This is a genomic window from Mesorhizobium sp. B1-1-1, assembly GCF_006442955.1.
Taxonomy (GTDB): Bacteria; Pseudomonadota; Alphaproteobacteria; order Rhizobiales; family Rhizobiaceae; genus Mesorhizobium.
On the sequence record NZ_VFWW01000003.1, the window covers coordinates 63,642 to 78,618 of the forward strand.

The 14,977-nt window shown below is 64.3% G+C and carries 19 protein-coding genes; 8 read left to right on the plus strand and 11 right to left on the minus strand.

Annotated features, from left to right (window positions below):
* Positions 1–29: 29 nt before the first annotated feature.
* The 4 genes from FJ986_RS05880 to FJ986_RS05895 all read right to left on the minus strand — a co-directional run bounded on the left by FJ986_RS05880 (position 30) and on the right by FJ986_RS05895 (position 3,753).
* Complete coding sequence (locus tag FJ986_RS05880; protein WP_140524214.1) at positions 30–1,031, minus strand: LLM class flavin-dependent oxidoreductase; 1,002 nt, start codon at positions 1,029–1,031, stop codon at positions 30–32.
* A gap of 23 nt (positions 1,032–1,054) precedes the next feature.
* Positions 1,055–1,303, minus strand: a complete 249-nt coding sequence (locus FJ986_RS05885) for a hypothetical protein (protein WP_140524216.1) — start codon at positions 1,301–1,303, stop codon at positions 1,055–1,057.
* 73 nt (positions 1,304–1,376) lie between these two features.
* On the minus strand, positions 1,377–2,543 hold the full coding sequence (locus FJ986_RS05890) for an AI-2E family transporter (protein WP_140491417.1): 1,167 nt from the start codon (positions 2,541–2,543) through the stop codon (positions 1,377–1,379).
* A 151-nt stretch (positions 2,544–2,694) separates the two neighbouring features.
* Positions 2,695–3,753 (minus strand): LLM class flavin-dependent oxidoreductase, encoded by a 1,059-nt coding sequence (locus FJ986_RS05895; protein ID WP_140491419.1) that lies wholly within the window; start codon positions 3,751–3,753, stop codon positions 2,695–2,697.
* A 220-nt stretch (positions 3,754–3,973) separates the two neighbouring features.
* Between FJ986_RS05895 and FJ986_RS05900 the strand changes: the two genes are divergently transcribed.
* On the plus strand, positions 3,974–4,402 hold the full coding sequence (locus FJ986_RS05900) for a DUF6481 family protein (RefSeq protein WP_140491421.1): 429 nt from the start codon (positions 3,974–3,976) through the stop codon (positions 4,400–4,402).
* 182 nt (positions 4,403–4,584) lie between these two features.
* Here FJ986_RS05900 and sugE read toward each other — a convergent pair whose 3' ends face one another.
* Positions 4,585–4,899 carry a quaternary ammonium compound efflux SMR transporter SugE gene (gene sugE, locus FJ986_RS05905; protein ID WP_140491423.1) on the minus strand — a complete coding sequence of 105 codons (315 nt, stop codon included), beginning with the start codon at positions 4,897–4,899 and terminating at the stop codon, positions 4,585–4,587.
* A 233-nt stretch (positions 4,900–5,132) separates the two neighbouring features.
* The gene (locus FJ986_RS31050) at positions 5,133–5,258 is read right to left on the minus strand and encodes a hypothetical protein (RefSeq protein ID WP_140491427.1); all 126 of its coding nucleotides are present in this window, start codon (positions 5,256–5,258) and stop codon (positions 5,133–5,135) included.
* Positions 5,259–5,531: 273 nt separating this feature from the next.
* Here FJ986_RS31050 and FJ986_RS05915 point away from each other — a divergent pair, with 273 nt between their 5' ends.
* Positions 5,532–6,485, plus strand: coding sequence for a cation diffusion facilitator family transporter (locus tag FJ986_RS05915; RefSeq protein WP_140514327.1), 954 nt, complete (start codon positions 5,532–5,534; stop codon positions 6,483–6,485).
* A gap of 125 nt (positions 6,486–6,610) precedes the next feature.
* Positions 6,611–7,015: a GFA family protein gene (locus FJ986_RS05920; RefSeq protein WP_140491431.1), complete on the plus strand. Its 405-nt coding sequence runs from the start codon at positions 6,611–6,613 to the stop codon at positions 7,013–7,015.
* A gap of 19 nt (positions 7,016–7,034) precedes the next feature.
* On the opposite strand, the gene FJ986_RS05925 is transcribed toward FJ986_RS05920, so the two are convergent.
* Positions 7,035–8,321 carry a DNA recombination protein RmuC gene (locus tag FJ986_RS05925; protein ID WP_140673672.1) on the minus strand — a complete coding sequence of 429 codons (1,287 nt, stop codon included), beginning with the start codon at positions 8,319–8,321 and terminating at the stop codon, positions 7,035–7,037.
* 103 nt (positions 8,322–8,424) lie between these two features.
* Between FJ986_RS05925 and def the strand changes: the two genes are divergently transcribed.
* From def to truA, 4 genes are read left to right on the plus strand one after another with little or no spacing between them, the layout of a single operon-like run.
* Positions 8,425–8,955: a peptide deformylase gene (gene def, locus FJ986_RS05930; RefSeq protein ID WP_056573548.1), complete on the plus strand. Its 531-nt coding sequence runs from the start codon at positions 8,425–8,427 to the stop codon at positions 8,953–8,955.
* A 6-nt stretch (positions 8,956–8,961) separates the two neighbouring features.
* On the plus strand, positions 8,962–9,897 hold the full coding sequence (gene fmt / locus FJ986_RS05935) for a methionyl-tRNA formyltransferase (RefSeq protein ID WP_140514325.1): 936 nt from the start codon (positions 8,962–8,964) through the stop codon (positions 9,895–9,897).
* Positions 9,894–10,400, plus strand: a complete 507-nt coding sequence (locus FJ986_RS05940) for an N-acetyltransferase (protein WP_140514323.1) — start codon at positions 9,894–9,896, stop codon at positions 10,398–10,400. The genes fmt and FJ986_RS05940 overlap by 4 nt, the downstream gene beginning before the upstream one ends.
* A gap of 23 nt (positions 10,401–10,423) precedes the next feature.
* Entirely contained in the window at positions 10,424–11,173 is a 750-nt protein-coding gene (truA, locus tag FJ986_RS05945; RefSeq protein ID WP_140673674.1) for a tRNA pseudouridine(38-40) synthase TruA, read from the plus strand.
* Here truA and FJ986_RS05950 read toward each other — a convergent pair.
* Positions 11,161–11,790 (minus strand): transporter, encoded by a 630-nt coding sequence (locus FJ986_RS05950; RefSeq protein WP_140514320.1) that lies wholly within the window; start codon positions 11,788–11,790, stop codon positions 11,161–11,163. The genes truA and FJ986_RS05950 overlap by 13 nt on opposite strands.
* Positions 11,791–11,795: 5 nt before the next feature.
* Positions 11,796–12,989, minus strand: a complete 1,194-nt coding sequence (gene dapE / locus FJ986_RS05955; RefSeq protein ID WP_140673676.1) for a succinyl-diaminopimelate desuccinylase — start codon at positions 12,987–12,989, stop codon at positions 11,796–11,798.
* A gap of 129 nt (positions 12,990–13,118) precedes the next feature.
* Here dapE and FJ986_RS05960 point away from each other — a divergent pair, with 129 nt between their 5' ends.
* The gene (locus tag FJ986_RS05960) at positions 13,119–14,156 is read left to right on the plus strand and encodes a 2-dehydropantoate 2-reductase (RefSeq protein WP_140673678.1); all 1,038 of its coding nucleotides are present in this window, start codon (positions 13,119–13,121) and stop codon (positions 14,154–14,156) included.
* A gap of 73 nt (positions 14,157–14,229) precedes the next feature.
* Here the strand turns inward: FJ986_RS05960 and FJ986_RS05965 are convergent, their stop codons facing one another.
* Both FJ986_RS05965 and FJ986_RS05970 read right to left on the minus strand, forming a co-directional pair.
* Positions 14,230–14,607, minus strand: coding sequence for a DUF805 domain-containing protein (locus tag FJ986_RS05965; RefSeq protein ID WP_224556389.1), 378 nt, complete (start codon positions 14,605–14,607; stop codon positions 14,230–14,232).
* Positions 14,600–14,947, minus strand: a complete 348-nt coding sequence (locus tag FJ986_RS05970) for a DUF805 domain-containing protein (protein WP_140514313.1) — start codon at positions 14,945–14,947, stop codon at positions 14,600–14,602. Before FJ986_RS05970 ends, FJ986_RS05965 begins: the two co-directional genes overlap by 8 nt.
* Positions 14,948–14,977 lie beyond the last annotated feature (30 nt).

Genomic DNA, 14,977 nt, shown 5'->3' on the forward strand with positions numbered 1-14,977 from the left:
CGCTATCGGCAAGCGCCGAGCTGGAAATCTCACGCCGCTTGCGACAGCGATTTGTGGGCGTCGGCCAGGATTTCGAAGGACCTCACCCGAGCCGCATGATCGAATATCTGCGCGGTGACCATCAATTCGTCGGCGCCGGTGCGGCGAACGAAGGCGTCGATGCCTTGCCGCACCGTTTCCGGCGAGCCGACGACGGCGCAGGACAGCGCTTGGCCGAGCATGGACTTGGCCATCGGATCGAGATCGCGGTCATAGTTCTCGACCGGTGGCGGCAATTTTCCGGGGCGGCCGGTGCGCAGATTGACGAAAGCCTGCTGCAGCGAGGTGAACAGCAGTCGTGCCTCAGTGTCGGTGGGCGCCGCAAAGACGTTGAGGCCGAGCATGACATAGGGCTTGTCGAGCTGTTCCGACGGCTGGAAGCGGGAGCGGTAGATGTCCAGCGCATGGTCTAGCTCGGCCGGCGCGAAATGCGAAGCGAAGGCGTAGGGCAGGCCGAGCATGGCGGCAAGCTGGGCGCCATACAGGCTGGAGCCGAGGATCCAGACCGGCACGGTCTGGCCTTCACCCGGCACGGCGCGCAGCCGCTGGCCCTCTTCCGCCGGCAGGAAATAGCCCATCAGCTCGACGACGTCCTGCGGAAAATTGTCGGCACCGGCCTCGAGATTGCGGCGCAACGCGCGCGCCGTGTTCATGTCCGTGCCGGGCGCCCTGCCGAGGCCGAGATCGATGCGGCCGGGGAACAAGGCGGCCAGCGTGCCGAACTGCTCGGCGATGACCAGCGGCGAGTGATTGGGCAACATGATGCCGCCGGCGCCGACGCGAATGGTCTTGGTGCCGCCCGCGACATGGGCAATGACGACCGAGGTGGCGGCACTTGCGATGCCCGGCATGTTATGATGCTCGGCCAGCCAATAGCGCTTGTAGCCCAGCCGCTCGGCATGGCGGGCAAGATCGAGCGAATTGGCCAGCGACTGCGAGGCATCGCTGCCTTCGACGATCGGCGACAGGTCGAGGACGGAAAGGGCTGCCATGTCAGGTCTCCACGAGGTTTATCTCAAGCACCCTGCCTCGAAGGCCGTGCGGTCGGGAATGAGGATGCCAAGCCGCCCCCGAGCGCATCGGCAAATCCGCTGGCCGCGGCCATGCGTTTCTGCTCGGCGGGGCTGCCGCGATGATGGACAGGAAATGCAAGCCCGGATCTGTCGACGCCAAATGTTGGCGACGCGCCCAGCCGCGCATCGCGCAAGCCGGCATGGCCGATGCGAGCGAAACAGTCGTCGAGGTCGAAGGAAGCATCGCTCATGGGAAGGGCACCGGCCATTGGACCGGCCGGATATAGGCATTCGAGCCAGGCGCCGCAAACCAGACGCGCGGCTTTATGCCGGAGCCTTACCTTCCTCGGTGGCCTCATCTTCCACCGCCGAGAGATGTTGTGCCGCCAGGAAGTTGCCGACATGGCTCAGACCATCGAAGTGATCGCAGAACACCTTGATGAGGACCAGCAGCGGCACCGCCATCAGCGCGCCGACAAAGCCCCATAGCCATGACCAGAAGGCAATGGCGATGAAGATCGCCACGGCGTTGATCTCGAGCCGCCGGCCGACAACCATCGGCGTTACGAATTGGCCTTCGACGATGTCGCACAAAAGCAGGAAGGCAGGCGCCAACAACGCATAGGAGATCGTGTCGAAGCTGATCAGCGCGATGATCGTGACCACGATGAGCGTGATCATGGCGCCGACATAGGGCAGGAAATTAAGCAGAGCGGCCGTGGCGCCCCAGACGAGCGGGTTGGGCATACCGAGTGCCCACAGACCAAGGCCAATGATCGTGCCGAGGCCGATATTGATGATGGTGACGGTGAGCAGATAGTGCGAGATTTCCCGTTCCACGTCGTAAACGACCCGCAGCGCCCGCTTCTTCTCGGTGAGGCTGGCGAAGGACTGGATGATCTTTTCATAGAACATCGTGCCTGAAGCAAGCAGGAACAGCGACAGCACGAAGATGATGGTCAGGCTTGTTCCCGCCGAAAGAATGTTCGAGGCCGCCGACGACAGGAAGCCAGACTGGGCTACCGCGACTTTCTGTATGCCCGGCTCCTGCGACGTCTCGGTGAGGCCTTCGATCTGATGTGTAACCTCCATCATCCTCTCGAGCGGAGGTCGCAAATGCGCCAGCCGCTCGGTCAGCCGCTGGCCGATCGACGAAGTGTTGTTGATGAGATCGATCACCGGGCCGCTCAGCAGGTAGCCGGCGCTGGCGAAGAGGCAGAGGGACAGAAGCACCAGAAGCGTCGCCGAAATCACCTCGGGTATGCCGCGCTTGCGCAGAAGCCTGACGATCGGCGTCAGCGTCAATGCCAGCAGAAAGGCCAGTATGACCGGCATGAAGAAGGCACGGGCGAAATAGAGCGCGTAGATGGCCATGAAGATGAAGATGCCGACGAGCAGCGAGCGTATCAGATGCGTGTCGGCGCGGGCGGCGATGCGCGCCTCTTCTGCTTCGGAAACGCCCGCGACCGAAGCGGTGGGGTCAGCTTTCATCACGGTCCCTCGGCGGCGCACCGCAATTGGCGCAACCGCTGAGAAAACGCCCCTGCCGGTCCAAGGTTCCGTGAGCCGGCGTTGACGGCGAGCCCACGAGGCCCGCCGTCGCGGTTATTGTTCCCGCGCAATTTTTCGCGGAAGTGCAACACTACGCGGCAGGCGCCGGGGCCGGGACGGCGTCAGCCGTTTCCTTGCGCACGATCGGCGCCACCCTGGTGCCGTAGAGTTCAATCGCCTTCATGACCTTGGCATGCGGCATGATGCCGATCGCCATCTGCAGCAAAAAGCGGTCATTGCCGAAGATCTTGTGCTGGGCGACGATCTTCTCGGCCACCTGCTCGGGATTGCCGACGAACAAGGCGCCGCCCGGGCCGCGTGACTGGTCGAAATGCGCCCGCGAGGTCGGACCCCAGCCGCGCTCGCGGCCGATGCGGTTCATCACCTCGGCCTGTGGGCCATAGAAATCGTCGGCCGCCTTCTCGGTCGTGTCGGCGATGAAGCCGTGGACGTTGATGCTGGTGGCAAGACCCTTCGGATCGGCGCCCGCGCGCCTGGCGGCCTCGCGATAGAGGTCAAACAGCGGCGCGAACCGCGCCGGCTCGCCGCCGATGATGGCGAGCGCCAGCGGCAGGCCGAGCGCGCCCGCGCGGGCGGCGGACTGCGGCGTGCCGCCGATGGCGATCCAGATCGGCAGTTTTTCCTGCAAGGGGCGTGGGTAGACGCCGCGATCGTTGATCGGCGCGCGCAGATTGCCGGACCAGGTGATCTTCACCTGATCGCGGATGGCGAGCAGCAGGTCGAGCTTTTCGGCGAACAGCTCGTCATAATCCTCAAGATTGTAGCCGAACAGCGGAAAGGATTCGATGAACGAGCCGCGCCCGGCCATGATCTCGGCCCGGCCGCCGGAAAGAAGGTCGAGCGTGGCGAATTGCTGGAAGACGCGGACCGGATCGTCCGAAGACAGGACAGTGACGGCGCTGGTCAGTTTTATGCGTTTGGTTTGCTCGGCCGCCGCGGCCAGAGCCACGACAGGCGCGGACGCGGCATAGTCCGGCCGGTGATGCTCGCCAAGGCCGAAAACGTCAAGGCCGACCTGATCGGCCAGTTCGATCTCCTCGATCAGGTTGCGCAGCCGCTCGTGCGGGCCGATTGCGCCGGGGCCCGGCTGCGGGCTGACGTCGGCGAAAGTGTAGAGACCGAGTTCCATCTGGTGTCATCCTGGCGTTTGATTTTCGCGCTAGAGGTAGCGATCAGCCCGTATCACCACCAGAGGGTCTGACTGCGAACAGTGCGTGTCCGTTTCGGCCGCGAAGGCGTCTCCCGGCTGCAACAGCACGGAATTTCATGGCTGGCATACCGTTTTGGCGCTTGAACTCCCGGTTTTCGCGCGTATGTAAGCGTCGCGAATTGACTTCAGGGAAGTGGACTTGGCTATCTACAGGGAAAAAGACATTTTCGAGCGGCGCAACGCCGCGAACGAGGCAAAGAAGGCGCTTCTGGAGCGCTTCAAGTCGAAGCCGGCGGCGGACGATCCCGCGGTGCTGGCGCGACAGGCCGAACGCAAGGCTATCCTTGCGGCGCGTGAGATACGCGAGGCCGAGAAGGCGAGGCTGAAGCAGGAAAGGCTGGCACGCGAGGCAATCGAGAAGGCCGAGCGCGAGGCCGCAGCCGAAGCCGCACGGGTCGCGGCCGAAGAGGCGGCGCAGGCGGAAGCCAGGATTCGGGAAGCCGAAGAGGCCGAGCGCATCGCGCGTCTGCTGGCCGACGAGGCCGAGCGCAAGGCGAAGCGCGACGCGCGCTATGCGGCGCGCAAGGCGCGCACCGGCAGGACACCGCCAGGCTTTACCGGCCGCTAGCCTCAGACCGCCGGAGCAACCTGCTTCGAGGATCAGGGTCGCTGCGAAGCGGCCCTGCATGCGTTTGTCCGCGCGCCAATTCGTGCGATTGCCGACGCCGTTCGTGATGCGACTTTCGCAAAATTGCTCTGTTTGCTTCGACGCAATTCCGGATGGAAAACCGCTTCGCTTCCTGGATTGCTTTACGCCGCGAATTTCAGCCCCATAATGCCGCAGACGATGAGCGCGATGCAGGCGAGCCTGATGACGGTCGCCGGCTCGCCGAGCAGCCAGATACCGAGCAGCGCCGTGCCGACCGTGCCGATGCCGGTCCACACCGCATAGGCGGTGCCGACGGGCAGCGCTTTCAGCGCCAGTCCAAGCAGCGTGAGGCTGACGATCATCGAGGCGACCGTGAGCACGGTCGGGACGAGGCGGGTGAATCCGTCGGTATATTTGAGGCCGATTGCCCAGCCGATCTCGAACAGGCCGGCGAAAAACAGAAAAATCCATGACATGGGGAACGCTCCATCCAAGCATCGCACCGACGTCCGTTCAGGACGATGCAATGCGCGATCGACCGAGCACCGCGGCAGCCGATGCCCTGTCAGACAGTGGGCGGGTCGTCCCGACCGGATTTCAGGAGATGTGGGGTCGTCCCCGCACCAGATATAGGGTACCTTAACGCCCGATCAACAAACTGCCGGCGGTGTTCCGAACGCCGCCGGCGAACTCCATCCGAGGCACGCGACTATTTTTCCTTGAGCCTCGTTGCCTTGACCGGCGGCGCCTTGAGCGTGGGAGCAGCGGCCGGCTTCTTGGCGTCCTTCTTTGGCTTGCGGGCCTCCTTGCCTGCCTTCATCGCACCTTTTGCCATGATTCGTTCCTCCAGTTGCGGGAAGTGAAGTGAAACAAGAGAAATGCCTCTAGGCAAGGGCCGTTCGCGGTCACGGCCGCGAAAACCGGCAACCTGTTTCGGCGGCCTTATGAATCCGAACCGGCGCGCAGCGACTTGAACGGACGGGGTGTTGGTGCGTCGCGATGGCCGCGGAATTTCGGCGGGCCCGCAGCATGATCTCAAGGAAATCGGCTCCCACTTTTCCTGCAATTGCTCTAGACTTCGCGTGTCGGACAGGACGACAGGGAAGCAATGGCGGGGCATGGCGGCTCTCGAACGGTCATCTACGCGGCGCTCGCCGGCAATCTCGCGATCGCGCTGACCAAATTCGTCGCAGCCTTCTTCACCGGCAGTTCGGCGATGTTTTCGGAAGGCGTGCATTCGCTGGTCGATACCGGCAATGGTAGCCTGCTGCTTTATGGCATGCATCGCGCCGCACGCCCGGCCACCCGCGCGCATCCGCTCGGCCATGGCCGCGAGCTCTACTTCTGGAGCTTCATCGTGGCGCTTCTCGTCTTCGCGCTCGGCGCCGGCGTATCGTTCTACGAAGGCGTGACGCACATCATTGCGCCCGAACCGGCCGCCAATGTCAGGGTCAACTACATCGTGCTCGGCCTGTCGTTTCTGTTCGAGGGCAGCTCATGGCTGGTGGCGCTGAGGGAATTCCGCCGGCAGAAGGGCCAGCAGGGCTGGCTGCAGGCCGTGCAATCGAGCAAGGATCCAAGCGTCTACACAGTGCTGTTCGAGGACAGTGCCGCGCTTCTCGGCCTGATCGTCGCCTTTGCCGGCATATTGGCGGCGGAGATTTTCGAGATGCCGGAACTGGACGGCGCCGCCTCGATCGGCATTGCGCTGATCCTGGGTGCGACCGCGGCCTTCCTGGCGCGCGAGAGCAAGGGGCTGCTCATCGGCGAGCCTGCTTCGCCCGCGGTGCAGAAAGAAGTGCTGGCGATCGCGCAGCAGGATCCGGCGGTGCAGCGGGCGAACGGCGTCCTGACGGTCCACCTGGGGCCGGAAGAAATCGTTGCCGGCCTGAGCATCGAATTCGAGGACCATCTGTCCGCGCCGGAAATCGAAGCCTGCGTCGAGCGCCTCGAAGCGCAGCTAAGGAAGGAAATGCCCGAGATCACCCGGCTGTTCGTCAAGCCGCAGACGTCAGGCACCTGGGAACAGCGACGCAAGCTGATCGAATCAGCATCCGAGTAGACTTTGAGCATAGCCTCGAAACCCGCGTTCCATTCCTCGGGATCATGCCTCTGGATCAGCGTCGCGTCGTTGCCTTGCGCCGCTGCGCCGCTAAAATCAGCCGATCGAGTTTTGGAGGACTGATTATGAAGATCGACGGCGGCTGTCATTGTGGTGCCATCACCTATGAGGCGGAGGTCGAACCGGAAAAGACCTCGATCTGCCATTGTACCGATTGCCAACAGTTGACCGGTACGGCCTTTCGCGTCACCGTTCCGGCGCCTGAAGATCACTACCGGATCACAAAGGGTACACCGAAGGTCTACATCAAGACCGTGGCAAGCGGCGCCAAGCGCGTCCAGGCCTTTTGCGCCGACTGCGGTTCGCACCTTTACGCCACGTCGGTCGGAGATGGCCCAAAGGTCTACGGCATTCGAGTGGGAACCGCGCGGCAACGCCAGGATTTGATTCCGACACTGCAAAAATGGCACCGCTCGGCGCTTCACTGGCTACCTGAATTTCACGGCATGACCACAGTGGAGGAGCAGTAGCGCCGTCCGGTGCGGCGCCTCATTCGTCGCCTTCGACGACCCTCAGCCTGAGCTGGCCGGTCTTTGAATCGGCAACGCGTGGGGAATCGACAACGCGCGGGCCGGGTTCCGGCTTCGCAGGGGCTGGTGACGCCATGTCAGGGTCGGCATCGCCTCCGGGCTGCGCCCCAAACTCCAGAGCTTCGATCTTCTGGCCGCGTTTGGTCACCTTCGACGTCGAGACGAGGATGTCGTCTATATCCTTGGCCGACTGGGCAAAATGGCCCTGCAATTTGCGCACCCGCTCGTCGACGCGCGAAACATCCTCCATCAGCCGGATCACCTCGCCCTGGATCAGGTGTGCCTGCTCGCGCATACGGGCATCCTTCAGGATCGCCTGGATGACCTGGATCGACAGCATCAGGAGCGACGGCGAGACGATGACGACGCGGGCGCGGTGCGCCTTCTGCACCACCGCCTCGAAATTTTCGTGGATCTCGGCAAACACCGATTCCGACGGCACGAACATGAAGGCGGTATCCTGCGTCTCGCCCTGGATCAGATATTTATCCGCGATATCGCGGACATGCACCTCGATGTCGCGGCGGAAGGCCTGCGACGCGACCTTCTGCTGTTCGGCGCCTTCGGAGGCGCGGATGGTGTTCCAGGCTTCCAGCGGAAACTTGGCGTCGACGGCAAGCGCCGGCGCGCCGTTGGGCATCTTCACCAGGCAATCGGGACGGCTGCCGTTGGACAAGGTCGCCTGGAACTCGTAGGCGCCGTGCGGCAGACCGTCGGCGACGATCGCTTCCATGCGCGACTGGCCGAAGGCGCCGCGCGTCTGCTTGTTGGAGAGGATCGCCTGCAATTGCACGACCTGGCCGGCGAGCGACTGGATGTTGCCTTGCGCGGTGTCGATGACGGCCAGCCGCTCCTGCAATTTGGCCAGGCTCTCATGAGTGGATTTGGTTTGCTCGGTCATGGTCTGGCCGAGGCGGCCGGTCATGGCATCGAGGCGCTGGCCGATCGATTGCGTCAGTTCCGCCTGCCGCGCGCCGAAGACTTCCGCGATGGCGCCCATGCGGCCCTGCATCTCGGCTTGGCTTTGCAATATGCCGGCCATCCGCGCCTCGGCGTCGCGGGCATGGTCGGCGGCTTCGGCAGCGGCCACGGCGCGCGCCTTGGCCGAGCGCCACAGCGCGACGACAAGCGCCACGAACAGGCCAAGAAACACAAAGGCCCCGAACGCCAGCGCATGGCCGAGCGTGATCGTGGTCGCGCCAAGCCGGGCGACAGGTTCCGAAAGGATGGATGTCAGGTCGTTCATGCACACAGCATAGACGATTCGGCCGGCCAGCACAGATCAAAACGTGAACGATCCCCCGGCGTACCGGTTGACGCCCTTTATTCAAGGTCTTAGGTGAGACGCCATGCCGATCAAGCCGCTCATCATCCTTCCCGACCCCATCCTGCGCCAGGTTTCCAAGCCGGTGGAGCGCGTCGACGCGCCCTTGCGCAAACTGGCCGACGACATGCTGGCGACCATGTATGACGCGCCCGGCATCGGGCTGGCCGCGATCCAGATCGGCGAGCCGCTGCGCATGCTGGTGATCGACCTCGCCAAGGAGGACGAGACGCCGGCGCCGCATGTCTTCATCAATCCCGAAATCCTGGAAAGCGCCGACCAGCGCTCCGTCTACGAGGAAGGTTGCCTGTCGATTCCCGACTATTATGCCGAGGTCGAACGCCCGGCTTCCGTGCGGGTCAAGTATCTCGACCGCGATGGCAAGCTGCAGGAAATGGAGGCCGAGGGGCTGATGGCAACCTGCCTGCAGCATGAGATCGACCATCTCAACGGCGTGCTGTTCATCGACCACATTTCGAAGCTGAAGCGCGACATGGTGGTGAAGAAGTTCAAGAAGCTAGCCAAGGACAAGGCTCCGGGCAAGCTGGTGGGATAGGGGACAATGCCCCTTCGCGTCATTTTCATGGGGACGCCGGAGTTTTCGGTGCCGACATTGCGCGCAATTGCCGATGCCGGACATGAGGTCGCGGCCGTCTACACGCAGCCGCCGCGAGCCGCCGGCCGGCGCGGCCTTGAGCTGACGCCGTCGCCGGTACAGCGCGAGGCGGAACGGCTGGGCATCGAGACGCGCACGCCGACGTCGCTCAAGGGCGAGGCCGAACAGGCAGCTTTTCGCGCGCTGCAAGCCGATATCGGCGTGGTCGTGGCTTACGGCCTGCTGCTGCCCAGGGCGGTGCTTGAGGCGCCGCGACTGGGCTGCATCAACGGCCATGCCTCGCTGTTGCCGCGGTGGCGCGGTGCGGCGCCCATCCAACGGGCGATTATGGCGGGCGACAGCGAAACCGGCATGATGGTCATGCGCATGGAAGAAGGCCTCGACACCGGCCCGGTGGGGCTGGTTGAAAAATGCGTCATCGAACCCGATATGACCGCCGGCGATCTGCATGATCGATTGATGAGCGTCAGCGCCGCACTGATCGTGGAAGCGCTGGCGCGGCTGGAAAGGAATAGCCTGGCGTTCACCGCCCAAGCGGTTGAGGGGGTGACCTACGCCAAAAAGATCGATAAATCCGATACGCACGTGGATTGGACGCGACCCGCGGCCGAAGTCCACAATAACATTCGCGGCCTGTCGCCCTTCCCCGGCGCCTGGTGCGAGGTTGAAATTGGTGGCCGGGTGGAACGGCTGAAACTGCTTCGCTCGACGCTTGCGCAAGGCATGGGCGAACCGGGAGGAATTCTCGACGACCGCCTGACGGTCGCCTGCGGAGCGGGCGCGATCCGGCTGGTCGAAGTTCAACGGGCGGGCGGAAGGCCCGCCGCCGCGCAAGAATTCCTGCGCGGGACCAAGATCGAAAAAGGAATGAAATTGTCATGAGCATGATGTCGATACGCGCGGCGACGCCGCGGGATCGCGAGGCCATCCGCCTCGTCGAGGAACACGCTTTCGGCCAGCAGGCGGAGGCCGGGCTGGTTGACGCGCTGGTTTCCGGCGGCGACGCCGTTGTCGAACTGGTGGCGGAAGAAGACGGGCAAGTGGTTGGCCACATCCTGTTTTCGCGGCTTTTCGCCCGCACCGGCGGCAAGGATTTCCCGGCGGTGGCACTGGCGCCGCTGGCGGTGGAGCCCTCCTTTCACGGCACCGGCATTGGCGGCGCGCTGATCCGCGAGGCTCACATCCGCCTGCGCGACGCCGGCGAGATGCTGGCCGTGGTGCTGGGCGACCCCACCTACTACGGCCGTTTCGGCTACAGCCACGCGCGCGCCGAAGGATTCGAGAGCGAGTACCAGGGCGAGGCGCTGCAGGCGCTGGCCTGGGGCGACGCTCCCGAAACCGGCCGGCTGGTCTACGCCTCGGCCTTCACCGCACTCGCCGCCTAGGCGAGTGCGTATAGCCGCCCGGCATGCCGCGTTTTCGCCTCGACATCGAATATGACGGCAGCTTGTTTGCCGGCTGGCAGCACCAGGCGGACCAGCCTTCGGTGCAGCAGGCGATCGAGCAGGCGATCGAAAAATTCTGCGGCCAGCAGGTCCGCTTGCGCGCTGCCGGCCGCACCGATGCGGGCGTGCATGCGACGGCCCAGGTGGCGCATGTCGACCTGGCCAAGGCCTGGCCGGACGACAAGGTGCGCGACGCCGTCAACGCGCATCTGCAGGCCGCCGGCAACCGCATCGCGATCTTGAAAGCAACGACCGTCGTCGACGGCTTCGATGCCCGCTTCTCGGCTATCGGCCGTCACTATCTCTACCGCATCCTCAACCGGCGCGCGCCCTCGGCGCTGGAAAAGGGCAAGGTATGGTGGGTGCCGAAGCAGCTTGACGCCGCTGCCATGCACGAAGCAGCCAAAGTGCTGCTTGGACGGCACGATTTCACCACCTTCCGTTCCACGCAATGCCAAGCCGAGAGCCCGGTGCGCACGCTCGACCGTCTTGACGTCAGCCGTTCGGGCGACATGATCGAAGTCAGAGCCTCGGCGCGTTCCTTCCTGCACAACCAGGTGCGCTCGATGGTCGGCTCGCTCAAGCGCGTCGGCGAAGGCGCATGGACGGCGGGCGATCTCAAGGCGGCGCTCGAGGCGCACGACCGCGCCGCCTGCGGCCAGGTGGCGCCGCCCGACGGGCTTTTTCTGGTCGGCGTCGATTATCCCGGATAGAGTCCCGAAAGGCTCTGAGCTCCGGTGTCCGGAACCGTGATGCCAAGCAGTGCCTGCAGCCCGAACAGCACGATCAGCGAAGCGATGAACATGCCAACGAAGACAGCGGTCCCGATTGCGGCCCCCCTGCCGATGGTCGCGTTGGTCATGCGCCAGGTCAGCACCATCGACAGCGCGAACAACAGCAGCGACACAAGGCTGGAGATCTGGCTTGCCGAGGTCAGGAAAAGCCTGATCAGCGCGGACGGCAGCATCAGCCAGGCGGTGATGGCCGAAGCCCAGTTCGAGGCCACGACATAGTGGACGAAGCGGCCGCCGATGCCGGCGCGCGGCGCGACCAGAGCGAGTGCGACCAGAGGCAGCACCCAGGAACCGATATCGACTGTCGCCAGCCGCAACAGCATGCTGAAGCGGCCCGCGAAGGCATCGGGATCGCCGATCTCGTTGGCGATGCCGACCCAGCCGACGATCAATGCCGGCGCCGCGACGACGATGGCGAAAAAGGAATTCCAGAAACCATCGGCAGACAGGTCGAGCAGACGCAGGCCATCGGCCCTGCCGAGCATCAGTCGCCAGGCGCCGGTCAGCGAAACTTGGGTCTCGTCCGCCGAAAGCATGCTGCTCAGTCCTGTCCGAACCAGTCTTCGATGAAGCGCTGATAGATTTGCGTCAGCGTCTCGAGATCGGCAAGGGCAACGCGCTCGTCGACCATGTGCATGGTCTTGCCGACCAGGCCGAATTCGACCACCGGGCAATAGTCCTTGATGAAGCGCGCATCCGAGGTGCCGCCGGAGGTGGATAGCGCCGGTTCTCTGCCTACCACCGCCTTGACCGAGCCGCTCAACGTCTCGATCAGCCTGTCGTCGCGGGTCAGGAAGACATGGCTCGGCCGGTCGCGCCAGACGAGTTCGTAGTCGACCGGCATCTCCTTGCCGGGCCGATATTTCCTGCGGCCCGCCGCCTGGTCGAGACGGTTGTGGATTTCGGCCTGTATGGTCTCGGCGGTCCAGCTGTCATTGAAGCGGATGTTGAAGGTGGCGGTTGCCTTGGCTGGAATGACGTTGGTGGCCGGGTTGCCTACGTCGATGGATGTCACCTCCAGATTGGTCGGCTGGAAATCCTTCGTGCCCTCATCGAAGACGGGATGCAGCAAAGCATCGACCAGGCTCATCAGCCCGCGTACCGGATTGTCGGCAAGCAAGGGATAAGCGACATGGCCCTGGCGGCCATTGACGATGACGTCGCCCGACAGCGAGCCGCGCCGGCCGATTTTTATCATGTCGCCAAGCGCAGCCGGGTTGGTCGGCTCGCCGACGATCGATGCGTCCCATTTTTCGCCCCTGGAAGCCGCCCATTCGAGCAGCTTCGTGGTACCGTTGATGGCCGGGCCTTCCTCGTCGCCGGTGATCAGCAGCGAGACCGAGCCCTTCGGGCCGCCATTCGCCTCGACATGGCGCGCTACCGCGGCGATGAAACAGGCGATGCCGCCCTTCATGTCGACCGCACCCCGGCCATACATCTCGCCATTGGCGATCTCGGCGCCGAAGGGCGGATGCGTCCAGGCGGCTTCGTCGCCGACCGGCACCACGTCGGTGTGTCCGGCGAACATCAGATGAGGGCCATTGCCGGAGCGCCTGGCATAAAGGTTCTCGATGTCGGGCGTGCCGTCTTCCGAAAACACCGGGCGATCGACGAGGAAGCCGAGCGGTTCCAGCATCGTCTGCAACGCGGTCAGCGCACCGCCTTCGGCCGGCGTCACGGAGGCGCAACGGATGAGGGCGGCGAGGTTTGCGGCGGGATCGATCGGCAGCGTCATGGCAAAAGCGATAGTCGAAAGCTGAAGGCCTGTCACGGCCAGACGTAGGGGCCAGTCCTATGACCGGCGATACCGCCGACATTATGGTTTTCATGTCGTATAGTCGTGGGCCCGGTGCGGAGCGACAGGATGGCAAACGGGGGCAAGAGAATCGTCATTGCCGGCGCCGGCAGCATCGGCTGCTATGCCGGCGGCTGCCTGGCGCTCGCCGGGCGCAAGGTCATCCTGCTGGCCCGGCCGCGCGTCGAGGCGGCTCTGCGGCAAGGCGGATTGCGGATCAGCGACCTTGAGGGCCGCGATCGAGGCCTCGAGCCGCAAGCGCTTGCCGTCACCACCGAACCAGCCGCTGCCTTGCCGCAGGCGGGCGTGATCCTGGTCACCGTCAAGAGCGGCGCGACGCGGGAGATGGCTGCGCTCATCGCCTCCCACGCCCCGCCGGACGCCGTGGTGGTGAGCCTGCAGAACGGCATCGACAATGCCGACAGGCTGCGCGCCGGTGTCGGCGGGCGACCAGTGCTGGCCGGCATGGTGCCGTTCAATGTCGTGCAATCGGCCGACGGCGAATTACCGCTGCGTGTCCACCGCGCCAGCGACGGCAAGGTCACGATCGAGGACAGCGATGCCGGTCTGATCAGCCTTATCGGCGTCGAAGGGTTCCGGGTTGAAGTCCATGCCGACATGAAAGCCGTGCTGTGGGGCAAGCTTTTGATGAATTTGAACAATGCGCTGGTGGCGCTTTCGGGCCTGCCGCTGGCGAGCGAGCTTGCCGACCGGCGCTGGAGGCTGATCCTGGCAAGACAGATCGACGAGGCGCTCCAGGCCATGAAGGCGTCGGGCATCGAGCCGGCGCGGATCGCCGGCTTGCGGCCGGCGCTGTTGCCGATAGTGCTCCGCCTCCCCGATTGGCTGTTCAGGCTGCTGGCGAGGCGGATGCTGGCCATCGACCGGGAGGCGCGTTCCTCCATGTGGGACGATCTGCAGCGCGGCCGGCCGACGGAGATCGGCGATTTGCAAGGCGCCGTTCTTCGCCTGGCGCAAGAAGCGGGCACGCCGGCGCCGACGGTCCGACGGATCATCGCCCTGGTGCGTGAGGCGGAAGCGGCCGGCTGCGGATCGCCCGGTTTCAGCGCGGATCAGGTCGCCGCGCCTGAAGCGCGTCGCGTCTGAATGAATTCAGGCGACGCGCTTCAGGCCTTCCTTTTCATGCATACCGTCAGTAGCGCATCGCGATGATGGGCGCTCAGGGTTCGGCCGGTGCATTGGTGCGCTTGCCATAGCGGTTGGGTCCGGGCTGGCCCGGAAACAGGCAAAGCACGACGAAGGCGACGATCGAGACGACCGGCACGAACAGGATCAACGCCGCGATGCCGGGCTTGTCGAGGTCGTGCAGCCGCTTCACCGCCAGTGCGATGTTTGACCACAGCGAGGCGATGAAGGCGATGAAGAAGACGAACGACCACATGTTGCTCTCGGGCGAGCCTTCCGGCACCAGCGTGAAACGATAGAGCGGGAAGGCCTGGATGATGGCCACGAGCAGCCCGCCAAGAAAATAGGCCGCGCGACTGACGCGGCCCGATGTCTTGAAGAAAAGCCAAGTGAGGTTGGATCTGTCAGGCAAGCGGGTCCCGTCCATATTGATTGACACCCTGGGCGCCTTCGAGAACGCCGAATCCGACCAGCAGCCAGATGCCGAGACCGATCAGCGTCCGCCAGCCCGACTTGTCGCGGTCGTGCCAGCGTTTTGCACAGAGAGCAATCGCGAAATAGAGCGACGCCAGCGCGACGAGCATGCCGATGATGCCGATCCTGCCGCCGCCTGCGGTCGTGAAGCGCGTGCCGAGAATCGCATCGAGAATGAAGGCAACAATACCGATGACGATGAATATACCGATGCCGGCCCAGAACTTGGCGTGATCGATGCGGCCGTCGAAGCTCGTCAGCAGACATCTCCAGTCCATGCCACCCTCCATGTTGAACCGGCGCGACCG

Coding starts and splice junctions, on each gene's coding strand:
- FJ986_RS05880 (WP_140524214.1), bottom strand. CDS start 1,031: ATGGCAGCCCTTTCCGTCCTCGACCTGTCGCCGATCGTCGAAGGCAGC.
- FJ986_RS05885 (WP_140524216.1), bottom strand. CDS start 1,303: ATGAGCGATGCTTCCTTCGACCTCGACGACTGTTTCGCTCGCATCGGC.
- FJ986_RS05890 (WP_140491417.1), bottom strand. CDS start 2,543: ATGAAAGCTGACCCCACCGCTTCGGTCGCGGGCGTTTCCGAAGCAGAA.
- FJ986_RS05895 (WP_140491419.1), bottom strand. CDS start 3,753: ATGGAACTCGGTCTCTACACTTTCGCCGACGTCAGCCCGCAGCCGGGC.
- sugE (WP_140491423.1), bottom strand. CDS start 4,899: ATGTCATGGATTTTTCTGTTTTTCGCCGGCCTGTTCGAGATCGGCTGG.
- FJ986_RS31050 (WP_140491427.1), bottom strand. CDS start 5,258: ATGGCAAAAGGTGCGATGAAGGCAGGCAAGGAGGCCCGCAAGCCAAAG.
- FJ986_RS05915 (WP_140514327.1), top strand. CDS start 5,532: ATGGCGGGGCATGGCGGCTCTCGAACGGTCATCTACGCGGCGCTCGCC.
- FJ986_RS05920 (WP_140491431.1), top strand. CDS start 6,611: ATGAAGATCGACGGCGGCTGTCATTGTGGTGCCATCACCTATGAGGCG.
- FJ986_RS05925 (WP_140673672.1), bottom strand. CDS start 8,321: ATGAACGACCTGACATCCATCCTTTCGGAACCTGTCGCCCGGCTTGGC.
- def (WP_056573548.1), top strand. CDS start 8,425: ATGCCGATCAAGCCGCTCATCATCCTTCCCGACCCCATCCTGCGCCAG.
- fmt (WP_140514325.1), top strand. CDS start 8,962: ATGCCCCTTCGCGTCATTTTCATGGGGACGCCGGAGTTTTCGGTGCCG.
- FJ986_RS05940 (WP_140514323.1), top strand. CDS start 9,894: ATGAGCATGATGTCGATACGCGCGGCGACGCCGCGGGATCGCGAGGCC.
- truA (WP_140673674.1), top strand. CDS start 10,424: ATGCCGCGTTTTCGCCTCGACATCGAATATGACGGCAGCTTGTTTGCC.
- FJ986_RS05950 (WP_140514320.1), bottom strand. CDS start 11,790: ATGCTTTCGGCGGACGAGACCCAAGTTTCGCTGACCGGCGCCTGGCGA.
- dapE (WP_140673676.1), bottom strand. CDS start 12,989: ATGACGCTGCCGATCGATCCCGCCGCAAACCTCGCCGCCCTCATCCGT.
- FJ986_RS05960 (WP_140673678.1), top strand. CDS start 13,119: ATGGCAAACGGGGGCAAGAGAATCGTCATTGCCGGCGCCGGCAGCATC.
- FJ986_RS05970 (WP_140514313.1), bottom strand. CDS start 14,947: ATGGACTGGAGATGTCTGCTGACGAGCTTCGACGGCCGCATCGATCAC.